Origin of the sequence: Micromonospora sp. NPDC050417, from assembly GCF_044458865.1 — a bacterium.
In the GTDB taxonomy this organism is placed as follows: domain Bacteria; phylum Actinomycetota; class Actinomycetes; order Mycobacteriales; family Micromonosporaceae; genus Micromonospora_G.
Genome location: NZ_JBITIH010000002.1, coordinates 200,453 through 222,925, shown reverse-complemented (window position 1 = coordinate 222,925; position 22,473 = coordinate 200,453). Strand labels below are relative to the sequence as shown.

Below are 22,473 nucleotides of genomic sequence, written 5' to 3'. Positions count from 1 at the left end.
TCCTCGCCAGTCTGCTCCAGATCCTGGCCGGTCTGGCCCCTGGCACCTGGACCTTCGCCGCGTTCATCCTGCCGATCGCGGCGACCGCGGTCATCATCGACACCACCGTCGGCACCCGGGCGCAGTTGGACACCGCCGGCGCCATGCGCGGCCGGGTACTCGCCGCCGTCGGGGTGACCGGCTCGATCGCCGCCGCCGTCGGTGCGCCCCTGCTCGGTTGGCTCTCCGAACACGCCGGTCCCCGACAGACGTTGGTACTCGCCGGAGGGGTCGCGGCGCTCGCTTCGGTGGCCGCCGGAGTGGCGCTCGCGCGGCAACGACGGCAGGCGGTCGCGGTGGTACCGGAAACCGTCGCAACGGTCACCGTCGGACGGGCGGCGGCCCGGCTGCGCGGCGCCGCCACGGTCAGCCGTATGTGTCCCGCGGGCCACGCCCCCGTACCCGTCGCGGCCCGCGCGACCACGATGGTGCGGTCGGCCCATGGATATTCAGCTTCCGAACCACGTTATGGCCGACCTCGCCGGCGATCCGTTGCAGCAGCGAACCGGCCAGCAGTCGAAGCTGGGTCGCCCACGCGGTCGACTCCGCCTCCACCGTGAGCTCGCCGTCCTCCAACTTGACCGGCCGGCTGTGCTTGGCCACGTCCGGACCGACCACCCGCTCCCAGGCGCCGAAGACGGTTGCCTCCGCCGTCGGTTGCTGCCAGCCGCGGGCCTTGACCAGACGGGCGAGCACGGTGCCGAGCAGTTGCGGGTCGCGGGGGTCCGGTCCAGGACCCGAATAGCCACGTAACCGCCGCCGGGGTTGCCCGTCGGCGCCCTCGCCGCCCGAGCCGTCCGCGCCAGGGCGGGCCCGCCGCTGCGGGCGGTTCGCCTCCCGACGGGCCCGCGCCGCGTCGAGTACGGCCCGCGCCAGTTCCGGACCGCTCGCCTCCGCCGCTGCCGGCAACATCGAATCCGCCGTCTTCGGCTCTTGCTTCGGCCCCTTCGCCGATGTCGCCTTCAGCCCAGTCGTCGGCTTCGATTTTGGCTCATCCGCCACGGCGCACCGTCCCCTCGGAGACGGCGTACCGGCCACCGCGCAGCAGCCGTGGCACGTCGTCGTCGACCGCGCAGGTCACCAGCAGTTGGCTCGCCCCGCCGACCAGTTCCGCCAGGCGCTCCCGGCGGCCGGCGTCCAGCTCGGCGAAGACGTCGTCGAGCGCGAGTACCGGCTCGATGCCGTCGGCCCGCAACAGGTCGTACGCGGCCAGCCGCAGGGCGAGCGCGTACGACCAGGATTCGCCGTGACTGGCGTACCCCTTCGCGGGCATCGGTCCGAGAGTGAGGGCCAACTCGTCCCGGTGCGGCCCGACCAGCGTGACGCCACGCTCCACCTCACTCGGCCGGGACTCGGCCAATGCGGCGGCGAGCGCCGCCTCCAGAGCGGACCGGTCCGGCAGCTCCCCGCTGAGTTGGATCGACGGCCGGTACGTGATGCCGGCCGCCCCACGTCCCGCCGCCACCGCGTCGTACGCCTTGCTGACGTGCGGCGCCAGGGTGGCGACCAGTTCGAGTCGCCCAGCGAGCAGTTCCGCCCCGTGCCGGGCGAGCTGCGCGTCCCAGACGTCGAGGGTGGAGAGGTCCCCGCCGCGCGACCCACCGGTCTTGCGCGCCAGGTACGACGTACGCAGCAGCGCGTTGCGCTGTTTGACCACCCGTTCGTAGTCGGCCCGTACTCCGGCGAAGCGGGGCTGCCGGGTAACCATCAGGTCGTCCAGGTATCGCCGTCGCTCCGCCGGATCGCCACGAATCAGTTCCAGGTCCTCGGGGGCGAAGAGCACCAGCCGCAGCGCGCCGAGCACGTCCCGGGCCCGGCGCGCTGGAGATCGTCCGAGCCGTGCCCGGTTGGCCTTGCCCGGCACGATCTCCAGCTCGACCAGGAGTTCCCGGCCGTCGTGCACGATCGCGCAGCGGAGTACGGCCGAGCCGGCTCCGAACCGGACCAGCGGTGCGTCCGTGGCGACCCGGTGACTGGCCAGGGTCGCCACGTAGCCCAACGCCTCGATCAGGTTGGTCTTGCCGACCCCGTTGGGGCCCACGAAGACATTTCCGCCCGGCTCAAGATCCAGCTCGACCCGCTCGTACGAGCGGAAGTTGACCAGCTCGAGCCGGCGGACGTACACCGGTTGCTAGTTCTTGTGGATGGCGTGGCCGCCGAACTGGTTGCGCAGCGCGGCCACCGCCTTGATCGCCGGAGAGTCGTCCTGACGAGACACGAACCGGGCAAAGAGCGATGCCGCGATGACGTTCATCGGCACCGCGAGCCGGATCCCCTCCTCGACCGTCCAGCGTCCCTCGCCGGTGTCGTCGGCGTAGCCCCGCAGGCTGGACAGCTCCGGGTCCTCGTCGAGCGCACGGTCGAGCAGGTCGAGCAGCCAGGAACGGACCACGGTCCCCTCCCGCCACGACTTGATCACGCCGGGTACGTTCGTCACCAGCTCCGAGGCGGCCATCAGCTCGTAGCCCTCGGCGTACGCGTGCATCAGGCCGTACTCGATGCCGTTGTGCACCATCTTCGAGTAGTGACCGGCACCGACGGGGCCGGCGTGCACGAACCCGAACTCGCCGGCCGGCTTGAGTGCCTCGAAGATCGGCATGAGCCGTTCGACGTGCTCGTTCGAGCCACCGACCATCAGGGCGTAGCCGTTCTGCCGGCCCCACACACCGCCCGAGACGCCGACGTCGACGTAGCCGATGCCGAACCGGTCCAGCTTCTCCGCGCGCGGCGCGTCGTCGCTGAATCGCGAGTTGCCTCCGTCGATCACGATGTCACCGGCGGTGAGCACGCCGGAGAGCTCGTCGATGGTGGCCTCGGTGACCTGTGCGGGCACCATCACCCAGACGACCCGAGGTGTGGCCAACTTCTCGGCCAGCTCGCTGAGGCTGGACACATCGGTGACCCCGGGGTCACGGTCGAAACCGACCACCTCGTGTCCGGCGGCGCGCAGACGTTCGCGCATGTTGCCGCCCATCCGGCCGAGTCCAACTAGGCCGATTTGCATTTCCGTTTCCCCTTTTGTTACGGCTTGCCGGCTTGGGTCATCGTGTAACCCGGATCGGCATGATCAGATAGCGGTAGCCGGGGATGATCTCCCCGTCCTCCCCGCAAGGGGAGATCACCGCGGGCTTGAAGGCGTCGACGAAGGAGAAGAGCGCCGTCGCGGCGCCCAGATTCTGCAACCCGTCGATCAGGTATCCGGGGTTGAACCCGATGGTCAGCGCCTCACCGGTGAAGGTCGCCTCCATCGCCTCACTCGCCCGTGCGTCCTCGGTGCCACCGGCCTCGACCACCAGGCCGTCGGCGCTGAAGCTCAACAGCACCGGGGTGGTCCGCTCGGCGACCAGCGACACCCGCTTGACGACCTCGACCAGTGTGCTGACCGCGACCCGGGCCTCGGCGTTGTGGCTGCTCGGGAAGAGCGAGCGGACCGGCGGGTAGTTGGCGCCGTCGAGCAGGCGACTGGTGGTACGTCGGGTGCCGCCGGCAAAGCCGATCATGCCTTCGCCAGCCGCGCCCTGGGCCAGGGCCATGGTCACGTGGCCGCCGATCGGGCCGAGCGTCTTGGCGGTGTCGTGCAGGGTCTTCGCCGGCACCAGCGCGTTCAGGCTGATCTCCGGGTCGTCCGGCTGCCACTGCATCTCGCGCAGCGCCAGACGGTACCGGTCGGTCGCCAGCATCGCGAGGGTGCCGCCGTTCAGCTCGATCCGGACGCCGGTCATCATCGGCAGCGTCTCGTCCCGCCCGGCCGCGATCGCAACCTGGCCGACCGCAGCCGCGAACGCGGCGGCGTCGATCGTGCCCGCGCTGGCCGGCATCTCGGGCAGGGTCGGGTAGTCCTCGACCGGCATCGTCGGCAGCGTGAACCGGGCGCTCCCACAGACCAGCTCCAGGTGCGAGCCGACAGCCGCGATGTCCACCGGCTTGGCCGGCAGCGCCTTGGTGATCTCAGCGAGCAGCCGCCCGGAGACGAGTGCCGCACCATCCGCGTCGGCCTGCACCTCCACGGTCACCTGGCTGGAGACCTCGTAGTCGAAGCCAGAGACGTGCAGGCTGCCCTCGGCGACCCGCAGTAGCACTCCGGCAAGAACCGGCACCGAAGGCCGGTTCGGCAGACTCTTGGCCGTCCAGGCCACGGCGTCGGCGAGCGCGTCGCGCTCCACTCGGAACTTCATGCCATTGCCTCCGCGTCGACGTCAGCGACCACTGTCTCATGCCGGGTGCCGCCTGCCCGCCCGGCCAACCGTGCGGATCCCCATCGCACCTTAGGCCGCGATGCTGTCGGCTGTGCGTCCGCCCCCGGTGTTCCGGTTCTCGATGCGGATCTTCGGTGAGGTCGAACAGCTGAATCCACAGAATGCCCAACGGTGATGATTGGTTTTTGTTGTCTTAGAGATAAAACTCATCGTCTTCATCGGTGTTGTGCAAACTGTGGATGGGCAGCGTTTGGGCAGGCCAGAGCATTATCCACCGGTGGGTTCGCTGTGGAAACCCTGGGGTAAAACCCGGCCCCAGATCCACAGCCGGTCGTCGGCTCACAGGCGTCCACGGTTATCCACCGGTTGTCCACCGGTTCTCCACCGGGTTTCTCCCCAGGGGTGGGGACAACCGATTCCGTATCGATCATCACCGTCCCCAGAACCTTCAACAGGCGATCCACAGCAGGACGTCACCCGTGGATAACTCGACTACGGAGCGTGTCTGTCCACAGCGGTTTCCCCAGAAGTTGTCCACAGGTTGTGGACCGTGGGGAGGGTTGCCACTACGGGTTGTCCACCGTCGGTGGATAACAAGGTGTGGACAACCTGTGGGGATCGGGGCGCCGGCAGGTGGGTCGGCGGCGGGCTCGACCCGGAGGCCGGCACAAAAAACTCGGGTACGGCGCGCGTCGGCGCCGTACCCGAGCAGATTGCCGTACGAGTGGAACGCCATGGGCCGACGATCGGGCCCTCGACGGATCAGGTGTTCTGCTTGATCCGGTTGGTCAGCTCGGCGATCTGGTTGTAGAGCGACCGCCGTTCGGCCATCTGCTGGCGGATCTTGCGGTCGGCGTGCATGACCGTGGTGTGGTCCCGCCCACCGAAAGCCTGGCCGATCCGGGGCAGCGACAGCTCGGTCAACTCGCGGCAGAGGTACATCGCGACCTGACGGGCGTTCACCAGCACCCGGGACCGGGACTGCCCCCGCAGGTCCTCCAGGCTGACGCCGAAGTAGTCGGCGGTGGAGACCATGATCTGGTCGGCGTTGATCTCGGGGCCCGAGCCGTCCGGAATGAAGTCCCGCAGGACCTCCTCGGCCAACGACAGCTCGACCGTCGCCCGGGTCAGGCTGGCGAAGGCGGTCACCCGGATCAGGGCGCCCTCCAGTTCCCGGATCGAGTTGGAGACCCGCGACGCGATGAACTCCAGTACGTCCGGCGGGGCGTACATCCGCTCCTGGGCGGCCTTCTTCTGCAGGATCGCGATCCGTGTCTCCAGGTCCGGCGGCTGGATGTCGGCGAGCAGCCCCCACTCGAACCGGGTCCGCATCCGGTCCTCCAGCGTGGCGAGGTCCCGGGGCGAGCGGTCGGAGCTGATCACGATCTGCTTGTTCGCGTTGTGCAGGGTGTTGAAGGTGTGGAAGAACTCCTCCTGGGTCCGCTCGCGGTTCTCCAGGAACTGGATGTCGTCGATCAGCAGGATGTCGACATCGCGGTAGCGACGCTGGAACGCACTTGTCTTGTCGTCGCGCAGGGAGTTGATGAAGTCGTTGGTGAACTCTTCGGTGGAGACGTACCGCACCGAGCGGGCGTTGCCCAGCGTGGTCGCGTAGTGCCCGATCGCGTGTAACAGGTGGGTCTTGCCCAGTCCCGAGCTGCCGTAGATGAAGAGCGGGTTGTACGCCTTGGCCGGCGACTCGGCGACCGCCACCGAGGCCGCGTGCGCGAACCGGTTCGACGAGCCGATGACGAAGGTCTCGAACATGTACTTCGGGTTGAGCCGGTTCCCGCCGCTGTTCGCGCTCTCCATCCCGCCGCCGAGCCGGCGGTCGTCCCGGCCCCCGGGGCGGTGGTCGATCGGGGCGCTGCCCCGGCCCGGACCGCTGTCCGTCCCGTTGTCGCGCGGCAGTCCCCGCGGACCGATGTCGCCGCCGACGTCGTTGCGGTAGCGCTGCTCAAGCTGCCGGGGGTCCAGACCCAGCGGACTGCCGCCCAGCCGGTCGGTGCCACGGTCGTCCAGGTTGCGCCGCTCCTGTTGTGGCGCTGGTGGCCGTCCGGGGTCGACGTAGGTCGCGTCCGGATAGGTCTGGTCGGCGTACGGCTGCTCCGGGTAACCCGCGCCGAAGAGGGTGTCCTGGCCGCCGTCACGGCTGTTCGGGATCAGGCCCATCCGGGCCGGGTCGACCGGCGCGGCGGGGAACTGGGCGGACCCGGTCGGTACGCGCTCACTGTGGTCCGGCGGTGGGCCACTGTCGCGTGGTCCCTCCGGCGTCGCCCCCGGCGGGTAACCGCCCGGTGTCGGAGGGGGCGCGTAGCCGCCCTGTGCCGGGCCGGGCCCGTAACCACCCGGACCACCGGGATTGGGGGAACTGCCGTAGAGGGTGCCGGTGGGGCGCCCCTGGCTGTCCTCGGGCGGCCGGACCGTCACCGCTACCTGGATGGCCCGACCGAGATGACGGGAGAGGGCGTCGGTGATGGCCGGGCGGAGGCGGGACTCGATCACGTCACGGGTGAAGGCGTCCGGCACCGAGAGCAGTGCGGTGTCCTCGACGATGGCGCGCAGGCGGGTCAGGCGGAGGTAGGCACGCTGCTGTGCTGAAATGATCTCGTCGGCGAGATCGTCGGTCGCGGCCATCCACACCGCGGCAAGGTCGATCGTGTCGGCCACCGTCGCGCCACCCCCATCGCCTCTGCGTTCCCGGCCGCCGCTGCTGCTTTGCCAGTCGACCGTTCCGGGCCTGCCACCGCTTCCGAACAGGCACGACCTGGCATGCCTCGGCGGCTGATAGAACCGTCGTCCACAAGTTATCCACAACCTGTGTATCGACTGATTGTGGCTCCCCGCCGGACCCCTGCCCGACCTGCCCCCGGCCGAATCAGTGTTGACGCGGGTTCATCTGTCGAACGATCGACCAGCTTGTCCAGTTTTGCCCAGCAGCGACAACTCAGCCCCCTGACGCTGACCGGCAAACGGGCACGCTAACAGCGTTCTCCACAACGCTTCAACCGTCGAACCGGTGCGGGCCCTCCGGAGATCGGCGAAAACTACCCCTTCGAGCATCGACGTCCCCTGCTGCCCGATTCCTCGGGGCGCCGCGCGTGATGTTTGACGGTCATTGCGGCCCTGCGTAGGCTCTAATGGCTGCTCTCTCGCCCTCTGCTAGGGTGATGGGTGCTTGCTGTCCGCGGTCGCTAGCCCGCGCCACGCCGGTCCGTGCACCACGGGGCAGCAACGACCATAGGCCACCCGTCTGGCGGCCGATGGCGGTCCACCACCCGACCCCGTAGTCGACCGACCGGGGCTCGTACGAAGACGGAGAGCCTGACGTGAGCAAGCGCACCTACCAGCCGAACAACCGCCGGCGCGCGAAGACCCACGGCTTCCGGCTGCGCATGCGTACCCGCGCCGGCCGCGCCATCCTTTCGACCCGACGCGCCAAGGGCCGTGACCGTCTGTCGGCCTGATAGCCGACGGGCCGGTCCGGGATGTAGACGTCGTGCTGGCGGCCGCGCAGCGACTGCGGCGTAGCGGCGAGTTCGCCGTGGCGGTCCGCGCCGGACGTCGTGCCGGCCGGGGTGCCGTTGTCGTGCACCTGGACCTGCCACCCGAATCAGCAACGCCAGAACCGGCGCGTCCGGTCGGCGCGGAGCCAGTCTCCGTGCCGGCCCGCGCCGGTTTTGTCGTTTCCAAGGCGGTCGGCCCGGCTGTGGTCCGGAACACCGTGCGGCGCCGGCTGCGGCACCTCGTCCGAGAACGGTTGGCCGACCTGCCAGCCGGGGCAACCCTCGTCGTACGAGCGTTGCCCGCCGCAGCGGACCAACCGTACGAGCGACTCGCCGCTGACCTGGACGCGGCGATCATCGCGGCGCGTCGTCCCCGTCGCCCCGCCCGGCGGTCGGGATGATCAAGGTCACGGGGCGGTCCCGGCCCGCCACACTCGGTGCCCGCGTGCTGGCAGGAGCCATCGTCGCGTACCGTCGTTGGATAAGCCCGGCGCTGCCGGCCCGCTGTCGGTTCTACCCGTCGTGCAGCGCATACGCCCTTGAGGCGGTGACGCGGCACGGTGCCCTCCGGGGAACCGGTCTCGCGGTCTGGCGGCTGTCGCGCTGCCACCCTTTCCACCCTGGTGGATATGACCCGGTGCCGGAGCCGGGCGGCCGCCGACATGCCGATGTGACTGGAGCCCCGAATTGAGTCTCGACTGGATCTACTGGGCGATCTCGTGGATCCTGCTGATCTGGCACTCCGCGTGGGACGCGATCGGGGTGCCGGCGACAGCTGCCCTCGGTACGAACTGGGCCTGGATCCTCTCGATCGTTTTCCTGGTGATCACCGTCCGGGTGATCCTCTTCCCAGTCTTCGTCAAGCAGATCAAGTCGCAGCGGGCCATGCAAGCTCTCGCGCCTCAGATCAAGGCGTTGCAGGAGAAGCACAAGGGTGACCGGGAGACGCTCCAGAAGGAAACCATGGAGCTGTACCGGAAGGAGAAGGCCAACCCGCTGATGGGTTGCCTTCCGATGTTCCTGCAGATCCCGGTCTTCCTCGGACTCTTCCACGTACTCCGTCGGCTCAGCCCGGACAACCCCCAGCCCACGATCTACGGCTGGACCCTGGACCAGTTCACCAGCGCGTCCAACGCCAAGCTCTTCACCGCCCCGATCTCGGGCCGGTTCGGATCGAGCGCAGCGCAACTGAGCGAGCTGGGTGCCAACCCGACCACGGTGAAGATCATCGCGGGTGTCCTGGTCCTCATCATGATGGCGACCACGTACCTGACCAGCCGTCAGATGATCCTCAAGACCGGCTGGGCGCAGGACCCGCAGCAGCGGATGATCCAGCGGCTGATGCTCTACGGCATCCCGGCCTCGCTGCTCATCTCCGGCTCGATCTTCCCGATCGGCGTGATCATCTACTGGGTCACCAACAACCTCTTCACCCTCGGCCAGCAGCAGTGGGTGCTGCGGAAGTACCCGCCGCCGCCCACCACCAACCTGACCGGCCTGCCGGGCTCCGCCCGTATCGGGACCGGCAGTCGGCCGACCACCGGCGGCAAGGCGACCGCGCCGGCAGCGAAGCCGGGCGGACTGTTCGGTCGTACCAAGGCCAACGGCGCCGAGCCGGCAGCGAAGCCCGCGATCGACACCAAGGCCCTCGCGCCCAAGCCGGGTGCCAAGCCGGTGAATCCGAAGAAGGGCCGTCCGGCCAACAAGCGTCAGGGTTGAGCTACCGGGCTGCCGGCGGGACCAACCGTCGGCAGCCCGTAGGAATCCGGAGTCCAGGCAGCCGCCAGCGCGCCCGGCGCCGGATCCGGATTCCGCCGCGCACCGCCGCGGTTGCGGGCGAGACTGCCCGAGAAGACGTGCCCGTGGCACTCGGCGACCTCCCGCCGGGCCCGGGAACCAGCGGACCGAACAGGTCCGGCCGAGCGAGTACGGAGATGAGACCGTGACCGACACCAGCATTCCGCGCGCCGAGCAGACTCTCGCTGAGGAGACCGATCCGATCGCGGTCGACACGCAACTCGATTCCGACGATGTCGATGACGACGCCGACGACGCGGTCGAGGCGCAGTCGGGGAGCGCCAAGCCCGCGACCGGCGCCACTGACGCCGACCTGTTCCGGCAGAGCGAGATCGCCGCGGACTATGTCGAAGGACTGCTGGACATCCTCGACTACGACGGTGACATCGACGAGCTGGTGTCGGCCGGTCGCCCGATGGTCGAGGTGGTCGGCGGTCGGCTGCAGCCGCTGGTCGGCCAGCGAGGTGCGACGCTCGAAGCGCTCCAGGAGCTGACCCGACTCGCCGTCTTCCGTCAGACCGGCACGCCGAGCCGGCTGCTGCTCGACGTCGGCGGCTACCGGGCCAACCGGCGCAAGGAACTTGCCGCAGTCGCGAAGAACGCGGTGGAGAAGGTCAAGGAGCACGGCGAGCCCGTACGGCTCGAACCGATGTCCGCCTTCGAGCGCAAGTGCGTGCACGACGTGGTCAACGCTCTCAGCGGCGTCGAGAGCGAGTCGGAGGGCGTCGAGCCGAACCGTCGCATCATCGTCCGCCCGGTCGGCTGACCGAGCGATGACGTATGACCCTGCGGCTCACGCCGCCGCCGGCCCGGGTGGTGTCACACCGCCCGGGCCGTCCCCTTTCTCCGCGCCGTACGACTCGGACCGCCGTCCGGGTCAGGAGGACCTCGCCGCCGTGCCGCTCCCGGTAGAGCTCACCGAAGCGGCGCGCACGCTCTTCGGCGACCGGCTCGACCTCGCGACCGAGTACGCCGAACTGCTTGCCACCGACGGGGTGCTCCGGGGGCTGATCGGACCTCGCGAGGCGCCTCGGATCTGGGACCGGCATATGCTCAACTGTGCGGCTCTGGCTGAACTGATTCCCGCCGGCTGCTCGGTGGTGGACGTCGGGTCGGGCGCCGGCCTGCCCGGCATCGTGCTCGCCATCGCCAGGCCGGACCTGTCGGTCGTGCTCGTCGAGCCGCTGGCTCGACGGACCGCATTCCTGACCGAGACGGTCGCCGCCCTCGGCCTGGATGAGTCGGTGACCGTGCTTCGGGGCCGGGCGGAGGAGTTCGCCTCCGGTGGACCCGATGGCGAGATGCTGCCGGCGGAGATCGTCACCGCTCGGGCAGTGGCGCCACTCGACCGGCTTGCTGGCTGGTGCCTGCCGCTCGTGGCGGTCGGAGGACGACTGCTCGCGATGAAGGGTGCCTCCGCAGCCGACGAGGTCGCGGAGTACGGGCAGGCGGTTGCTCGGCTCGGAGGTGGGTCGCCGGTGGTCAGGCAGTGTGGTGTGGGTCTGGTCGAGCCGGCTACGACGGTGGTGGAGATCGTGCGCGAACGCGCGCTCGGAGGGTCCGGTTCGCGAGCGGCTCGGACTTCGCGTCGGGTGGCTGCGCGCTCGGATTCCGACCGTCGTGGTGGTGGACGTACGCAACGCCGATGATGTCGGACTGTCCCGGCACGCGCGCCCGCACCTCGTTCGGCAAGGCGTATTTGTTGGCCACCCCGGTTGACCTTGCCGGGAGCCATGGCCTCGTTGGCCCATCAGCCGTAGGCTGGCCGCGCGTCGATAGTCTGGAGCGGGCGGCGGCCGGCCGGCCCTGTGGGCCACTGCCGGTTCGTGCCGGGCCGTAGGCTACAACCCGGAAGCGCGCAGATGTGGGCGCTGGCGGTGCCGACCCGTCCGAAGCTGGCAGGGATGACACGGTGCATGACAACGGTAGGTATGACGACCAAGGGATAACCGACCCCCGGAGCTATCGCTCGGATGGCACCGATGTTTCACGTGAAACCGAATACGAGGGTTGGTCGGCAGGGAGCCGGAGTCGCTCCCCGCATCCGGACGCCCCGAGCACGGTTCCAGGCGAGGAGTACGGCCTACCGCGACGGCAGGTCGAACCGATGAGCCGACCGGCGGGACACGAACCATCGGGCCAGACGCCCGCGATCCAGCGGACGGAGCAACCGAGCGCCGAGCGGCCCGATCCGCCACGGCAGGCATCCGCCGTACCCGCACAGCCCGCTCCGGTGCCGGCCGCCCCGGTGTACCAGTCGACGAACGTGATCGGCCCGGTCGCATCATCAGCCACCGGGACCCCGGCCGAGCAAGCGGGTCTCCCGGAGGTCGCTCCGGCAGACACGCCCTCGTCCACCGCTGGGCCCTTCCATGAGGATCCGAGCGGGGACGCGTACGTTTCACGTGAAACCACGTCTCGGGAAGAGGATGATCCCCCGTTGGCTATGGAGGCAATGCGCGCCGTGCAGATCCTGAACCCGAGCGGCGAGGTGAACATGCCTCGCCCCAGCCGGACGAGGGTCATGTGTGTCGCGAACCAGAAGGGCGGCGTGGGTAAGACCACGACCACGGTCAACCTGGCGGTCGCGCTCGCGCTGCACGGCAACCGCGTCCTGGTGGTCGACCTCGACCCACAGGGAAACGCCTCGACCGGGTTGAACGTCCCGCATCATGCCGGTGTCCCTGACGTCTACGACTGCTTGATCGAGAACGTGCCTCTCGCAGAGGTGGCCCAGGCGGTCGAGGGTATCCCCAACCTCTGGTGCGTTCCGGCAACCATCGACCTCGCCGGCGCCGAGATCGAGCTGGTCTCGGTCGTGGCCCGAGAGTCACGACTGGGGCGTGCCATCGCCGCCTACCCCGGCCAGTTCGACTACGTCTTCATCGACTGCCCGCCCTCACTCGGTCTGCTGACGGTCAACGCGCTGGTGGCGGCCCAGGAGGTGCTGATCCCGATTCAGTGCGAGTACTACGCGCTGGAGGGGCTCAACCAACTGATCAACAACATCAACCTGGTCAAGCAGCACCTGAACCCCACCCTTGATGTCTCGACCATCCTGCTCACGATGTACGACCGGCGCACCCGACTCGCGGACGCCGTGGAGCAGGATGTTCGGAACCACTTCGGGGACAAGGTGCTCCAGGCGGTCATCCCTCGCAACGTACGGGTTTCCGAGGCTCCGAGTTACGGTCAGTCGGTGATGACTTACGATCCCGGTTCGCGGGGCGCGACGAGCTACTTCGAGGCGGCCCAGGAAATCGCGGAACGTGGGGTCAAGGACCCCGTCGCCCGGAATGCATAGGTCGGTTGATTCGGTGGGAGGCGTGGGATGAAGAACCGTCCGCGGGGCGGGCTTGGCCGAGGCCTGGGGGCGTTGATCCCCACGGCCCCCATGGCGGCTTCCGGAGTGGCGACGGCCGAGGACGTCCCAGACCGGATCGAGGTCGCCCACTCGCTCCCCGTCAATGGTGAGCCTCTCCCGGTCGAGCCTGAGCCGTACGCGCCAGAACCGGTGGACGAACCGGGCCCCGAACTGGCCCCGGTGCCCGGAGCCCACTTCGCGGAGATTCCGGTCGGGTCGATCGTGCCCAACCCGAAGCAGCCCCGGCAGGTCTTCGACGAGGAGGCGCTGGAGGAGCTCAAGACCTCCATTCAGGAAGTCGGCTTCCTCCAGCCCATCGTCGTACGACGGCTCGATGACGAGCAGTACGAACTCGTCATGGGTGAGCGCCGGTGGCGTGCGGCCCAGGCGGTCGGCCGGGAGGCCATTCCGGCGATCATCCGGGACACCCGGGACGACGCCATGCTGCGGGACGCACTGTTGGAGAACATCCACCGGGCGAACCTGAACCCTCTGGAAGAGGCCGCCGCATACCAGCAGTTGCTGGAGGAGTTCGGTGCCACCCACGAGGAGTTGGCTCGCCGGATCGGCCGAAGCCGGCCGCAGATCTCCAACACCATCCGGCTGTTGAACCTGCCGGCCCAGGTGCAGCGGCGAATCGCGGCGGGTGTGCTCTCCGCCGGTCATGCCCGCGCCCTGCTCGGGCTGGACGACCCGGACGCGCAGGCCGAACTGGCCCTCCGGGTGGTGGCCGAAGGGCTGTCGGTCCGGACCACCGAGGAGTTGGTCAAGCTCGCCGCCTCCGAAGAGGGAACGACGAAGAGCACCCCGGCGACCCGACGAGCCAAACCACACGCCCCGGCTCTGACCGATCTCGCGGATCGGCTCTCCGACCGGTTCGACACGCGTGTGAAGGTCGACATCGGTCGGAGCAAAGGCAAGATCACGATTGAGTTCGCTTCGGTCGACGACCTGGAGCGAATCGTCGGCATCATCGGCATGGAGGAGCAGGAAGCCTCCAACTGACCCCAGCGCCGAGCCGATGGCCGCGTTGCCCACTCCGGTGGGCCGCGGCCATCACTGTTTCGGCGTCCGCCACTGCCGATAGTGCGATGGTCCCCGGGTTTGCGGGCCGGGCCGTTGGTACCGAGGCAGCCGGCGCTGCGAGCCCGAGTGTCGTACGAGCACTCGTGCGGCGACGGCTCCCCGTTGCCCCGGGAGGCCCGTTCTCGGTGCGGCCGGTCTGGCGATGGTGTCTTTGGAGGGGCTGCGCTCAGGAGCCTGGTCCCACAGGGGCGCGGTCCCGCAAGGGCCTGGTCCCGAGGGCACGGTTCCACAGGGGCACGGTGACAAGAGCCCGGTTTCACGTGAAACCGGGCTCGGGAGGGAACTGGAACGGACGGGCCTTCCGCTCGTGAGGCGCGGCCCCTTCGGGGCAGCAGGCAGACCTGCCCCCGGCCCGGTCGTTCCCATCGCTCGCCGATCGCCGCAGTTGTTCTGGCGAGTGACTCCCCGAACCATCCGGACGCCGACCCGCAGAAGCGGTTACCCGGATTGCGGTCGCCGTAGCGTGGGCGGTCAACCGGACACGGTCAACCGGACGCGGTCGCCGCAGCGCGCGCGGTCAACGGGGCGCGGGCACCCCTGACGCGGGCACCCCTGACGTGGTCGTCGGGACGCGGTCGTCTCAGGCAGCGAATCTTGCTTCACGCTCGAATCGTTCAGGTGTAACCGAGGTCGTCTACTGAGGCGGGCGCCGGCCCGGATCGCGCGGGTGCCCCGACTGGACACGTGGGCGACTGCACGCTGAGCGACTGCTGTGCCAAGCCGCTGTCCCGCGGCGCGGGTGCCGCAGGAGGCGTCGGGCGAGGTTGGCCGGGCAGGGACTCGGGAGTCCCATCCTGCACTCGGGCGCGGTTGTCGGTGCGCCGTCGGTGCGGTGTCGTGCCGGCGCAGGACCGCTTCGGTGGACCATGACGCGTAATCCACAGGGTTTTTCCACAGGGCAGCCCCGTTTCACGTGAAACAGCGCGTGAAACGGGGTGTTCGCCTGTGGATGACGGGCCGAAAACCGGGCCGTTATGGCCTGACGTGACACCGGGAGTCAGGGCGCTCCGATACCCAGGGCCGGACGTTGCCGCCATCAGAGCAGGCGTATCGGGCGGATCGCCGACGGCAGTGGTGGCGGGCAGCGGATAGATCGCCGACGACAGTGAGAGCGTTCGTCAGGCGTACGTGAGGCTGGTGCGGAAGGTGTGGCCGAGGAGATCGTCGGGTCAGATTCGACCTTGATCGCAGGCGTGTCCGCCGCCCGAGATGGGGAGGGACAGCCGTCTGTAACTCGGTTAGGGTCAGCGTCGTGCCCCACACCCCTCTCTCTGTTCCAGACTTCGCCAAGTGGCCCTCGTTCCCCTTCGAAGGCGACCTTCGGGTGAAGCACCTCGACGATCCGGTCGACGTCGAGCCGGCACGCAAGGGCGAAGGCTCTGCCGAATGTCTCTCCTGCAACGCCCCGGATGACGCCTACATCTGGGTCAGTGAGCGTTGGCGGGTACGTGCCATGGACCGCCCCACCGGGCTGCCGATGGTGCTCATCCTGGAGTCCCGGTCGCACCTTGACCTGGGTGACCTACCCAACCTGCTCGCCGCCGAGCTCGGTGTGATGACCGTGCGTCTGGAGCGGGCTATCCGATCCCTCGACGGTGTTGCCCGAGTGCACGTCAACCGCTGGGGTGACGGCTCGGCGCATCTGCACATGTGGTTCCTCGCCCGGCCGTACGGCCAACTACAGCTGCGGGGCACCTTCCTGTCACTCTGGGACGCCATTCTGCCCGCGATCCCCGAGTCGACCTGGCGCGAGAACCTTGCCCATGTTGCCGCCTGGCTCGCGGAGTTCGGTGGCCGTCCCCTGGCGGCACCGCCACGCATTCAGTGGCAGGCACCTTCGAGTCTGACCCAGCAGGCGGAGGCTGGCCACGGCTTGGACGACCCGGCAACAGAGGCCGGAGCCGCAGACGATATTGCGTCCGCGGATGTTGCTGGGAGCGAGCGGAAGCAGGATGGTGCTACCTCGGTCAACGGCACGAACGCGGCGTCGGTGACGGCGCAGTCCGCCCCGGCAGCCGACGAATCTCTGGTGGCGTACGCCGAGGCCCCGCCCGAAGTGACCGACACCGCGCAGGACGTGACGGCGGCGGAGGACGTGACGGCGCCGCAGGAGGAAACGGTGGGGCGGACGGGGACGCCGCCCGACGACACGCGCAAACCACCAGTCCGACCGGACGATCGGACAGCAGATTGACTAACCCGCCCGGCGAACCCCGAGGGGATCGGGTCGGCAATCGGAAAATCCGACGGCTCCCGATCCCCTGGCCGGGGCCGACCAGGGGATGCCGTATGACAGGAATGGCTGTCTGCCGGCGCTGGGGCGCGTCCGCACCGCGCCTCTAACCACGTATGAGGGCGGTAGGAGACAGCCGCTAGCTCTGGCGGCCGACGGCGCGGGCGACGAGTGAGCCGAGGAGCTTGCCGAAGTCCAGCCCGGCGGCCTGTACGGCGAGCGGTAGCAGTGAGGTCTCGGTCATTCCCGGAGAGACGTTCACCTCGAGCACATGCGGGCGGCCGTCAGCGTCGACGATCAGGTCCACCCGGGACAGGTCACGCAGGCCGAGCGCGTTGTGCGCGGCGAGCGCCGTGTCGGCAACGTCCGCGGCCACCGTGGGGGAGAGCCGGGCCGGTGCGTGCCAGGTGGTCAGACCGGCGGTGTAGCGGGCGGCGTAGTCGTACACGCCGTTGCGGGGCACGATCTCGACCGCTGGAAGTGCCTGGGGGCCGTTGCCGAGGTCGACAACGGAGACCGCGACGTCCATGCCCGGCACATACCGTTCGACCAGGGCCGTCGAGTCGTACGCGAAGCATCCGACCATCGCGGCTGGCAGCGCGGCCGCGTCCCGCACGACTGCCGCGCCCAGTCCGGAACCGCCCTGCGCCGGCTTGACCATCAGCGGCAGACCCAGCCGTTCGACGATCCGCTCCAGCACCGCGACGGCGCCGAGTTCGGAGAAGCGGTCGTGCGGCAGCGCGACCCAGTCCGGCGTGGGAATACCCGCCTCCCGCAGCACCGTCTTGGCGGACGGCTTGTCCCAGGCGAGCCGGGAGGAACGGGCGTCACAGCCGACGTACGGCACGTCGCAGAGGTCGAGTACGCCGCGGAGTGAGCCGTCCTCGCCGGTCGCGCCGTGCAGCGCGATGACCACCGCGTCCGGCGGGTCGACCAGCAACGAGGGAAGCAGTGCGTTGTCGGCGTCCCGCAGCTCGACCTCCACCCCGATCGTCCGGAGCGCGTCCAGCACCCGCCGTCCGGAGCGCAGCGAGACGTCGCGTTCGTACGAGAGTCCGCCCGCCAGCACCACCACGCGCAGTTCGCCGGTGACGTACGCGCGCGGCGACTGTGGTCGGTCGGTCGGGAACCCGGGGGCGGCAGAGGGCGTACTCATGCCCGGAATCATGCCAAGTCAGGACCCGGGGCGTCAGCGCCGGCCTGTCCCCGACGACGGTGGGCCGGCCGGTCGACCGCTCCGAAGACCTGGCGCATCGCCATCTCCTGTTCCATGACGCTGGCAAGTCGCCGAATGCCTTCGCGGATCCGCTCCGGCGGTGGGAACGAGAAGTTGAGCCGCATGTGACCGGTGCCGGTGCCGTCGGCGTAGAAGCCGGTGCCGGGGACGTACGCGACGCGCGCGGCGATCGCCCGGGGCATCATCGCCTTCGAGTCGAGGCCGTCCGGGAGCGACGCCCAGACGAAGAGTCCTCCCCCGGGCTCGGTCCAGGTGGTGCCGGATGGCATCAGGTCGCCCATCGCGTCCAGGATCGCGTCCCGGCGTTCCCGGTAGACCTCGCGGTAGGTCTTGAGCTGTTCGCGCCAGGGCATCGTGGTCAGGTAGCTGGTCACCGCGGACTGGGCGAACGCGCTCGGGCAGAGGATCTGGGCCTCGCTGGCGATCACGAGTTTGTCCCGGACCGCGTGCGGGGCGAGGATCCAACCCACCCGGAGCCCGGGTGCGAAGGTCTTGGAGAAGGTGCTGAGGTAGAAGACACCGTCTCGGCGTCGCGCCCGTAGCGGTGCCGGCGCCTCACCGTCGAAGCTGAGCTGGCCGTACGGGTCGTCCTCGACGACCAGCAGACCGGCGCGTTCGCAGATGTCGAGGACCCGTTCGCGCCGCTCCTCGGTGAGGGTCACGCCGGTGGGGTTCTGGAACGTCGGGATGGTGTACAGGAACTTGGCCCGTCGGCCGGTGCGTGCGACCTCGGCGATGGCCAGCTCCAACGCCTCGGGGATGAGCCCGTCGGAGTCCATCGGTACGTGCACGACCTGCGCCTGGGCGGTCTGGAAGACGCCGAGCGCGCCCACGTAGGTGGGGCCCTCGGCGAGCACCACGTCGCCCGGGTCGAGGAAGAGCCGGGCGACCAGGTCGAGCGCCTGTTGCCCGCCGACGGTCACCACCACGTCTTCCGGGGAGGCGCCGCACCTGCCGTCGATGCCGGATAGCGCCATCACCTCGCAGATCTGTTCCCGCAGGTCGAGCATGCCCTGGCCGATGCCGTACTGCAGGGTCGTGGCGCCCTGCTCGGAGGCGAGCCGGCCGAGCATCTCGCCGACCGCGTCGAGTGGCAGTGCGGAGATGTACGGGGCGCCACCGGCGAGCGAGACCACCTCGGGTCGGCTGGCCACGGCGAAGAGAGCTCGGATCTCCGATGCGGTCATGCCCCGGACACGACGGGCATAGCGGTCGGTATAGTCGTCGAGCGTCGTGCCGGTCATGGCTCTCCTCGCTGCGTCGGTCATGACGTCCCTGATCGCAGGTTGCTGGTGCCGGCCAACCCTAAGCCAGACAGCACCGGTAACTCGATCGTAATCCGGGGTCGACGCGTACGTCCGGATAGCCGAACCGGGGTCCACATCCCGGACGCTGGTCCGCCCGACCCTTCCCGTGGCGCGAAGTTACGGCGTACGATCGCTCGTTGGGGGCAAGGCGCGGCTGTGGCGATATTTCGCGGTCTTTGGACCTCCGACCGGATTTTTGGGGATACGGCGATGTCGCGACGTCTGGTCAGTCTGACCCTCGATACGCTCGAGGATCTTCCGCGCCCGTGCCGGCAGTGCGTCTACTGGGAACTTGACCCGGTTTCCGCCGAGCGGGCCTGCGCGGCCGGTGACCCGGGGCTGGAGAAGGAGGCATGGGTCTCCCAGACTCTGCTCGAATGGGGCTCCTGCGGCAAACTCGTCTACGTCGACGGGATGCCGGCCGGTTTTGCCATGTACGCCCCGCCGGCGTACGTGCCGCGCTCGATGGCCTTCCCCACCTCGCCCGTGTCGGCCGACGCCGCACTGCTGACCACCGCCCACATCGTGACCGCGTTCGCCGGCGGCGGGCTGGGCCGGATGCTGGTCCAGGGCGTCGCTCGCGATTTGACCAAACGCGGCATCAAGGCGATCGAGGCATTCGGCGACGCGAAGTTCGGTGAGGCCGGTGACGAGGCCGGGGGCTGTGTCGCCCCGGCCGACTACTTCCTCTCCGTGGGCTTCAAGACGGTACGCCAGCACCCGCGTTACCCGCGGCTGCGGTTGGAGTTGCGTACGGCGCTCTCGTGGAAGTCCGACGTCGAGTACGCGCTGGAGAAGCTGCTCGGTTCGATGAGCCCGGAAAGCCTGCTCCGCCCCGTCCGTCCGGCCACCCGGACCACCACCGGCTAGCTCCCGGCTCAGCGGGCGGCGGCCACCGCCGCGCGCAGCTCGCTGACGTCGATCGAGCCGGTCGGCACGTCCTGCTCCACCGGAAAGTACATCCGTTGTACGGCGGCGACGATCGCCTCCACCACGTGGTCGCGGAACCCGGGATTCACCAGCCGGGCGAGATCCGTGGGCGAGGTGAGGTAGCCGACCTCGACCCGTACGGCCGGCATGCGGGTGAGTCGGAGCAACTCCCACGTCTTCGCGTGCACCTGGCAGTTGCGCATGCCGGTTCGGGCGACGATCTCGCGCTGGACCAGGCCGGCGAGCCGCTCCCCGACGGTGGAGGTCACCCCGTTGTCGGTGCCGTAGTGGTACGTCGCCACGCCGTCCGCCTCCGGGTTCACGTGGCCGTCGACGTGCAGTGAGATGAACAGGTCACCGCCGAGTTCGTTCGCCAGTTCCGCCCGGGCCAGGTCGGGCAGGGGTGCGGCAGGCATCGGTCCCCGGGTGAGGTGTACCCGCATGCCAGCGGCGACGAGGCGACCCTGGAGCCGGTTGGCGAGGTCGTAGGCGAGTTCCGCCTCGGACCAGCGCAACCCTCCGTCGGGAACCACGACGCCGAGGTCGGCTCCGCCATGCCCGGGGTCGATGACAATGACCTTGCCCATCAGGTTCGGACCGGACTGCCGGATCGCGTCGGACTCGCGTAGCCACTGCGGTCGGCCGCCGACCACTTTGCGGCCGAGGCGGCGCAGCGCGTGCATCGTGTGTGGTCCGCAGGTGCCGTCCGGGGAGAGCCCGACCTCGCGTTGGAACTGGGCCAACGCCCTGGCGGTCTGTGCCCCGTAGATGCTGTCCGCCCGCCCGACGTCGTACCCCATCTCCAGCAGCCGTTCCTGGAGTGTCCGTACGTCCTCGCCGGTCAGCGGTTCGGGGATGGCGTAGTAGAGGGTACGGGCGCCGAGTCGCCAGCGGGCGGCGTCGAGGGCCCGCCAGGTCTCCGCGCCGACCTGGCCGTCAACGCTCAGTCCACGGCTCTGCTGGAAGGCGCGGACCGCGTGTTCGATCTCCGCGCCGAACTCGTCGGGTGGGGCTGACGCGTCTGCGGCGAGCAGGTCGAGGCCGAGGAGGACGCCTCTGATCTCGGTGACCGCCGGACCACGGTCACCACGTCGGACCGGACGCACAAACGACCTCCCTCTGCGCGTGGTGTTCGGTCGGCCCTGTCGGTTGGGCGGGTCGGCCGGATCATCCCGCGATGTCCTTTCCGTAGGCCGCCCGTCCGCGAGTTGAGACGCTTCCGGAGCCTATCGTGGCCCGCTCTTCGCCGCCCTCGGTTGACGGGAAGCGGTCGTTGCGCTCCGGTGTACCCAGACCTACCCGCCCGTACCCCCGATTTCGCCGGCCTCTGGGTGGCGACGGTTGCGCGGGGCCGGGCCGAAAGGCACCGCGCCCGCCTCCGGCAGACCGGAGACGGGCGCGGAACAGAATGATCCGAGCGCGGGCTAGAGCGCCGCTTCGATCAGCTTGACCAGGTCGCTCTTGGGGCGGGCACCGGCCACCGACTGGACCGGCTGGCCGCCCTTGAAGATGGTGAGGGTCGGTACTGACATCACCCGGTACGCCATCGCGGTCTCGGGGTTCTCGTCGATGTTCAGCTTGACGATCTCCACCTTGTCGCCCATCTCGCGGGCGATCTCCTCCAGGAGGGGAGAGACCTTGCGGCACGGTCCGCACCACTCGGCCCAGAAGTCGACCAGCACCGGCTTCTCCGACTGGAGCACGTCACTGACGAAGTTCTTGTCCGTGACCGCCTTTGTTGTTCCCATGAAAGACCCTCCTCCGGGCGTACGTTCTCGGTTGTCTCAGACTTCCAACGTGGCGAGGAAGCGCTCGGCGTCGAGCGCTGCGGCGCAGCCGGTGCCGGCGGCGGTGATCGCCTGGCGGTAGGTGTGGTCGACCAGGTCGCCAGCGGCGAAGACGCCGGGCACACTGGTCGTCGTTCCCGGCGCGTTGACCCGGACGTAGCCGTTGTCGTCCAGGTCCACCTGGCCCCGGAAGAGTTCGCTGCGCGGGTCGTGGCCGATGGCCACGAAGACACCGGCGACGTCGAGCACCTTGGCCTCACCGGTGTGTACGTTACGCAGCCGTACCCCGGAAACCTTGCCGTCCGCGCCGAGGACCTCCTCGACCATGGAGTTCCACTCCACCCGGATCTTCTCGTTGGCGAGGGCCCGCTCGGCCATGATCTTGCTGGCCCGGAAGCTGTCCCGGCGGTGCACGATCGTCACGCTCGAGGCGAACTTGGTGAGGAAGTTGGCCTCCTCCATCGCCGAGTCACCACCACCGACGACCACGATCTCCTGGCCCCGGAAGAAGAAGCCGTCACAGGTGGCACAGGACGAGACCCCGTGACCGAGGTACTCCTGCTCGCCGGGTACGCCCAGCGGGCGCCAGGCGGAGCCGGTGCTGAGGATGACCGCCTTGGCCCGGTACGCGGTCTCGCCGACGTACACGACGCTGACCGCGTCGGAGCCCGGTTCTCCGGTGTCGGCCAGTTCGACCCGGCTGACGTCGTCGGTGATGAATTCGGCGCCGAACCGCTCGGCCTGCTTGCGCATCGAGTCCATCAGCTCCGGGCCGAGGATCCCGTCCGGGAAGCCGGGGAAGTTTTCGATCTCGGTGGTGGTCATCAGCGCGCCGCCCGACTGCACACCTTCGATGACCAGCGGGTTCAGGTTGGCACGAGCGGCGTACACGGCGGCCGTGTAGCCGGCCGGCCCTGAGCCGATGATGATGAGGTTGCGGACCTCGTCCACTGCCGTCTCCCGAGTCTGTGGTCGCCAACCGGCACACGTA

General features: G+C 69.2%; 20 protein-coding genes. 10 read left to right on the top strand and 10 right to left on the bottom strand.

What is annotated here, in order from left to right; all coding sequences use genetic code 11:
* Window positions 1-405: 405 nt before the first annotated feature.
* The 5 genes from ACIBF5_RS03610 to dnaA all read right to left on the bottom strand — a co-directional run bounded on the left by ACIBF5_RS03610 (window position 406) and on the right by dnaA (window position 6,905).
* A complete protein-coding gene (locus tag ACIBF5_RS03610; protein ID WP_396807734.1) occupies window positions 406-1,041 on the bottom strand; it encodes a DUF721 domain-containing protein in 636 nt (211 codons plus the stop codon).
* Window positions 1,031-2,164, bottom strand: coding sequence for a DNA replication/repair protein RecF (gene recF / locus ACIBF5_RS03605; protein ID WP_396807732.1), 1,134 nt, complete (start codon window positions 2,162-2,164; stop codon window positions 1,031-1,033). The genes ACIBF5_RS03610 and recF overlap by 11 nt, the downstream gene beginning before the upstream one ends.
* A 6-nt stretch (window positions 2,165-2,170) precedes the next feature.
* On the bottom strand, window positions 2,171-3,043 hold the full coding sequence (gene gnd, locus ACIBF5_RS03600; protein WP_396807730.1) for a phosphogluconate dehydrogenase (NAD(+)-dependent, decarboxylating): 873 nt from the start codon (window positions 3,041-3,043) through the stop codon (window positions 2,171-2,173).
* Window positions 3,044-3,080: 37 nt separating this feature from the next.
* Complete coding sequence (dnaN, locus tag ACIBF5_RS03595) at window positions 3,081-4,214, bottom strand: DNA polymerase III subunit beta (protein ID WP_396807728.1); 1,134 nt, start codon at window positions 4,212-4,214, stop codon at window positions 3,081-3,083.
* A 783-nt stretch (window positions 4,215-4,997) separates the two neighbouring features.
* Window positions 4,998-6,905 carry a chromosomal replication initiator protein DnaA gene (gene dnaA / locus ACIBF5_RS03590; protein ID WP_396807726.1) on the bottom strand — a complete coding sequence of 636 codons (1,908 nt, stop codon included), beginning with the start codon at window positions 6,903-6,905 and terminating at the stop codon, window positions 4,998-5,000.
* A 659-nt stretch (window positions 6,906-7,564) separates the two neighbouring features.
* Here dnaA and rpmH point away from each other — a divergent pair.
* The 9 genes from rpmH to ACIBF5_RS03545 all read left to right on the top strand — a co-directional run bounded on the left by rpmH (window position 7,565) and on the right by ACIBF5_RS03545 (window position 16,182).
* Window positions 7,565-7,702 (top strand): 50S ribosomal protein L34, encoded by a 138-nt coding sequence (gene rpmH / locus ACIBF5_RS03585; protein ID WP_091249168.1) that lies wholly within the window; start codon window positions 7,565-7,567, stop codon window positions 7,700-7,702.
* Window positions 7,703-7,734: 32 nt separating this feature from the next.
* The gene (rnpA, locus tag ACIBF5_RS03580) at window positions 7,735-8,142 is read left to right on the top strand and encodes a ribonuclease P protein component (RefSeq protein ID WP_396807724.1); all 408 of its coding nucleotides are present in this window, start codon (window positions 7,735-7,737) and stop codon (window positions 8,140-8,142) included.
* A complete protein-coding gene (yidD, locus tag ACIBF5_RS03575; protein WP_396807722.1) occupies window positions 8,139-8,432 on the top strand; it encodes a membrane protein insertion efficiency factor YidD in 294 nt (97 codons plus the stop codon). The genes rnpA and yidD overlap by 4 nt, the downstream gene beginning before the upstream one ends.
* Entirely contained in the window at window positions 8,429-9,460 is a 1,032-nt protein-coding gene (gene yidC, locus ACIBF5_RS03570; RefSeq protein ID WP_396807720.1) for a membrane protein insertase YidC, read from the top strand. The genes yidD and yidC overlap by 4 nt, the downstream gene beginning before the upstream one ends.
* Before the next feature lie 223 nt (window positions 9,461-9,683).
* Entirely contained in the window at window positions 9,684-10,304 is a 621-nt protein-coding gene (locus tag ACIBF5_RS03565; protein ID WP_396807718.1) for a protein jag, read from the top strand.
* Window positions 10,305-10,311: 7 nt separating this feature from the next.
* Window positions 10,312-11,187, top strand: coding sequence for a 16S rRNA (guanine(527)-N(7))-methyltransferase RsmG (gene rsmG / locus ACIBF5_RS03560; RefSeq protein ID WP_396807716.1), 876 nt, complete (start codon window positions 10,312-10,314; stop codon window positions 11,185-11,187).
* A gap of 263 nt (window positions 11,188-11,450) precedes the next feature.
* Window positions 11,451-12,842, top strand: coding sequence for a ParA family protein (locus ACIBF5_RS03555; protein WP_396807714.1), 1,392 nt, complete (start codon window positions 11,451-11,453; stop codon window positions 12,840-12,842).
* Between the two features lie 27 nt (window positions 12,843-12,869).
* Window positions 12,870-13,907 carry a ParB/RepB/Spo0J family partition protein gene (locus tag ACIBF5_RS03550; RefSeq protein ID WP_396807712.1) on the top strand — a complete coding sequence of 346 codons (1,038 nt, stop codon included), beginning with the start codon at window positions 12,870-12,872 and terminating at the stop codon, window positions 13,905-13,907.
* Window positions 13,908-15,240: 1,333 nt separating this feature from the next.
* Complete coding sequence (locus ACIBF5_RS03545) at window positions 15,241-16,182, top strand: hypothetical protein (protein ID WP_396807710.1); 942 nt, start codon at window positions 15,241-15,243, stop codon at window positions 16,180-16,182.
* A gap of 178 nt (window positions 16,183-16,360) precedes the next feature.
* Here the strand turns inward: ACIBF5_RS03545 and ACIBF5_RS03540 are convergent, their stop codons facing one another.
* Entirely contained in the window at window positions 16,361-17,377 is a 1,017-nt protein-coding gene (locus ACIBF5_RS03540) for a D-alanine--D-alanine ligase (RefSeq protein WP_396807708.1), read from the bottom strand.
* An 8-nt stretch (window positions 17,378-17,385) separates the two neighbouring features.
* Window positions 17,386-18,702: a PLP-dependent aminotransferase family protein gene (locus tag ACIBF5_RS03535; RefSeq protein WP_396807706.1), complete on the bottom strand. Its 1,317-nt coding sequence runs from the start codon at window positions 18,700-18,702 to the stop codon at window positions 17,386-17,388.
* 273 nt (window positions 18,703-18,975) lie between these two features.
* Here ACIBF5_RS03535 and ACIBF5_RS03530 point away from each other — a divergent pair, with 273 nt between their 5' ends.
* On the top strand, window positions 18,976-19,635 hold the full coding sequence (locus ACIBF5_RS03530) for a GNAT family N-acetyltransferase (protein WP_396807705.1): 660 nt from the start codon (window positions 18,976-18,978) through the stop codon (window positions 19,633-19,635).
* Window positions 19,636-19,643: 8 nt separating this feature from the next.
* Here the strand turns inward: ACIBF5_RS03530 and ACIBF5_RS03525 are convergent, their stop codons facing one another.
* The 3 genes from ACIBF5_RS03525 to trxB form a co-directional block, all read right to left on the bottom strand.
* The gene (locus tag ACIBF5_RS03525; RefSeq protein WP_396807703.1) at window positions 19,644-20,801 is read right to left on the bottom strand and encodes an N-acetylmuramoyl-L-alanine amidase; all 1,158 of its coding nucleotides are present in this window, start codon (window positions 20,799-20,801) and stop codon (window positions 19,644-19,646) included.
* 318 nt (window positions 20,802-21,119) lie between these two features.
* A complete protein-coding gene (trxA, locus tag ACIBF5_RS03520; protein WP_121157757.1) occupies window positions 21,120-21,443 on the bottom strand; it encodes a thioredoxin in 324 nt (107 codons plus the stop codon).
* 36 nt (window positions 21,444-21,479) lie between these two features.
* A complete protein-coding gene (trxB, locus tag ACIBF5_RS03515; protein WP_396807702.1) occupies window positions 21,480-22,433 on the bottom strand; it encodes a thioredoxin-disulfide reductase in 954 nt (317 codons plus the stop codon).
* Between the last annotated feature and the right edge of the window lie 40 nt (window positions 22,434-22,473).

What these genes read in the sequence shown, in the direction of transcription:
- dnaN (WP_396807728.1), bottom strand. Translation starts at nt 4,214, where the DNA reads ATGAAGTTCCGAGTGGAGCGCGACGCGCTCGCCGACGCCGTGGCCTGG.
- ACIBF5_RS03530 (WP_396807705.1), top strand. Translation starts at nt 18,976, where the DNA reads ATGTCGCGACGTCTGGTCAGTCTGACCCTCGATACGCTCGAGGATCTT.
- ACIBF5_RS03540 (WP_396807708.1), bottom strand. Translation starts at nt 17,377, where the DNA reads ATGAGTACGCCCTCTGCCGCCCCCGGGTTCCCGACCGACCGACCACAG.
- trxA (WP_121157757.1), bottom strand. Translation starts at nt 21,443, where the DNA reads ATGGGAACAACAAAGGCGGTCACGGACAAGAACTTCGTCAGTGACGTG.
- yidD (WP_396807722.1), top strand. Translation starts at nt 8,139, where the DNA reads ATGATCAAGGTCACGGGGCGGTCCCGGCCCGCCACACTCGGTGCCCGC.
- ACIBF5_RS03535 (WP_396807706.1), bottom strand. Translation starts at nt 18,702, where the DNA reads ATGACCGGCACGACGCTCGACGACTATACCGACCGCTATGCCCGTCGT.
- gnd (WP_396807730.1), bottom strand. Translation starts at nt 3,043, where the DNA reads ATGCAAATCGGCCTAGTTGGACTCGGCCGGATGGGCGGCAACATGCGC.
- ACIBF5_RS03550 (WP_396807712.1), top strand. Translation starts at nt 12,870, where the DNA reads ATGAAGAACCGTCCGCGGGGCGGGCTTGGCCGAGGCCTGGGGGCGTTG.
- rsmG (WP_396807716.1), top strand. Translation starts at nt 10,312, where the DNA reads ATGACGTATGACCCTGCGGCTCACGCCGCCGCCGGCCCGGGTGGTGTC.